We start from the raw sequence: 2603 nt of genomic DNA on the forward strand, positions 1-2603 counted from the left end.
TAGTATTGTGGTCCTCTCTCCTGAAAACAACAAAGCCCCCTCTTCTCAAGAACACTTCACTGTCACAGATGTCCAAGCCTCAGAATCCGGTATGTATAAACTTATCTTGCGAGAGATAAAACAATAAGGCATCTTTGTTTAGCAAGCTGTTTTGATTATTGTTATAAAAACATTACATTGCCACTTGACATTGTGGCAACAATATGAATAATCGAATCAGGTGCCTAAGAAACACCTTGATAGCAAGCGGATTGATTGTCGAAATAATCAGTTTTCCGCACATTAAAAAGCTTTGACTCATTGTATGTTACACGCATATAATGACTTTGTCGGGTGTAGTTACGCTATAAAATACCCTTTTGGGAAAAGCATAACGGCGGACTTGCTACCGTGTTTCTTAACACCCGACACTCTTGTAGAGTGTCAATAAGAAACCTCTAAGTAGCAAGGAGTTCTTTATGAACAATCTTATAGAAATTAAAGAACGGATTATTGATCAGGAAACTGTTCAAACTGTTAACGCGCGTGATTTGCATGCGTTTTTGGAAATAAAGTCTGAATTTAGAAATTGGATTAAAAATCGCATTAAAGAATGTAAATTTCAGGAAAATATAAACTTTATAACTGCGGTAAATTTTTACCGGGGTGGAAAAATAAAAGAATACCACATTACATTAGACATGGCTAAACATCTTTCGATGATAGAGCGTAATGATAAAGGGCATGAAGCGCGTCAATACTTTATCAAATGCGAACGGCTTTTGAAACAAGTAGCGACCCCACAAGTTGACTACTCCAAACCCGAAGCATTACTTGGTGTTTTAAATCACTTACAAAATCAAATAGAGCAGAAAGATCATGTTATTGCTGAATTAGCACCAAAAGCAGAAGCTTTGGATGGCTTAAAACGCTCTGATGGTTTGTTTGGTTTGATAGAAGCAGCAAAGATGTTGGAAGTAAGACCAAAGGACTTAACCGATTACTTGCGTAAACATGATTGGGTGTATCGACGGGCTCCAAGGGCGCCATTGTTACCTTATCAGGATAAGATCAAGAAAGGATTCATGGATTGCCCTGCTATCACCATTCAAAGACCAGATGGAACAGAAAAGGTGCTGCCTTCAACGAAAATCACATCTAGAGGATTGGCATGTTTGAGAGAACAAATCTTTGGGGGTGTGCAATGAAAATAGATACCAACTTCTTATGCGATTTGTGGATGGCATTATCTCAATTTTCTAATGATGAAAATGTGAGCGACAAAGATTGTAGTGCTCTGGTTCAAACTATGAATGCAATAGAAAATGTTCTAGTTTTAAAGCTTCAAGATGACGTGCCCAATATTACAAAAATCTTGGCAATTTTGACAGATTTTGGAGCTTCAGAACTTCCACATCGTATGGATTCTTTGTTGCGAACTTATGAACCAAATTTAGACAACCCCATTAAAAAGGTTGCTTAACTTAAAAACAAAACTCCCCTCCCTATCGTTAAAGGTGGGGAGGTAGTCAAGAGACTTCTTTAGGTAAGAACTCAAAATGAACGGATTTAAAATCAGTTAAGTCATAATCTGTAAGATCGGCAGTATCAACAAAGTTTTCTGCTTCTTTATCCGTCTTAAAAACGGGTATTTGTTTTAATTTAGAGGGTTTCATAAGAATTAATTTTCTTTTAGTACGTATAGACTTTTAAAAGATTCAAAGTTTAGAGGAAATGTATCTGTTTAAACTCACACCATTTTCAGCGGCTTGTATTGCAAGTTTTCTATGGAGTTCTGGTGGTATTCTTAATTGAAACTTACCACTGTATTTACCATGTGACAAAGGCACAGGAACTTCTTCTCCATTATGTTGCATGTCCTCAACAACTTCTGAAACAAGGTCCATAATACCTTTTAAAGCTTTCTCTGCTTGAGCATCTAACCATGAAAGGGATGGGAATTCTGCACACAATCCGACATATTCCTCATCTTCTTGCGACCACAAAACACGATATGTATAATGATTATTGTTCATGTTTCATCCTTTCTATCGCTTGTAAGACTTGTTTGACTTGATAAGCTTTTGCTTTGTTACCAGAATCTTTTTGAATATTTACACGAGGATCACCAAGCCACGGTGTTTTAAAAACAAAGTGGCTTGTACCATTGTTCCGAGGTTCTCCAAAGAAATAGACACATACAGCCAACAAATCTGAAAACTTGATGTTCTTTGGTGATGCTTTCATCAAGCTGATTATTTTTTCAACTTTATTGCTCATAACCAATAATAGTATCATTATTAATCCTAGTCAATCATTTTATACACTTAATTGGACAGGAACACTCATGCATCCGAGAGAAACAATAAGGGAAAGCTTTGTTGCTTTGATAAAGGCAGCAAAGACGGCAGCTGGTGACAATGTTTTCAATATGCGTGACTTCAATTTATTTATTGAAGCAATGCCAGCTATTAATATCTCAACGCAAAGTGAAACAATTGAAGATGGACATGATTTTGGCTTAAGGCGGCGTGTTTTAACGCTAGATGTTGAATGTTATGCGACATGTGAAGATGGAGCACGTTTTGTTGACCAATTAGCATGGGAAGTTGAGGAGGTTTTCT

At 36.8% G+C, this 2603-nt stretch carries 5 protein-coding genes and 1 pseudogene; 3 read left to right on the top strand and 3 right to left on the bottom strand.

What is annotated here, in order from left to right; translation table 11 throughout:
• Positions 1-458: 458 nt before the first annotated feature.
• Entirely contained in the window at positions 459-1187 is a 729-nt protein-coding gene (locus ACFIMC_RS04560; RefSeq protein ID WP_375681019.1) for an antA/AntB antirepressor family protein, read from the top strand.
• On the top strand, positions 1184-1462 hold the full coding sequence (locus ACFIMC_RS04565; RefSeq protein WP_375620501.1) for a hypothetical protein: 279 nt from the start codon (positions 1184-1186) through the stop codon (positions 1460-1462). Before ACFIMC_RS04560 ends, ACFIMC_RS04565 begins: the two co-directional genes overlap by 4 nt.
• Before the next feature lie 46 nt (positions 1463-1508).
• Here the strand turns inward: ACFIMC_RS04565 and ACFIMC_RS04570 are convergent, their stop codons facing one another.
• The 3 genes from ACFIMC_RS04570 to ACFIMC_RS04580 are packed head-to-tail and all read right to left on the bottom strand — an operon-like array spanning position 1509 to position 2277.
• A complete protein-coding gene (locus ACFIMC_RS04570; protein ID WP_375630421.1) occupies positions 1509-1655 on the bottom strand; it encodes a CopG family antitoxin in 147 nt (48 codons plus the stop codon).
• Positions 1656-1697: 42 nt separating this feature from the next.
• Positions 1698-2015, bottom strand: coding sequence for a type II toxin-antitoxin system HicB family antitoxin (locus ACFIMC_RS04575; RefSeq protein ID WP_004856761.1), 318 nt, complete (start codon positions 2013-2015; stop codon positions 1698-1700).
• Entirely contained in the window at positions 2005-2277 is a 273-nt protein-coding gene (locus ACFIMC_RS04580) for a toxin HicA (protein WP_012231065.1), read from the bottom strand. The genes ACFIMC_RS04575 and ACFIMC_RS04580 overlap by 11 nt, the downstream gene beginning before the upstream one ends.
• 49 nt (positions 2278-2326) lie before the next feature.
• Between ACFIMC_RS04580 and ACFIMC_RS04585 the strand changes: the two are divergent.
• A pseudogene (locus ACFIMC_RS04585) lies at positions 2327-2603 on the top strand (hypothetical protein); the annotation flags it as partial.

The organism is Bartonella sp. AP21QHHD, assembly GCF_042196205.1.
Lineage (GTDB): Bacteria > Pseudomonadota > Alphaproteobacteria > Rhizobiales > Rhizobiaceae > Bartonella.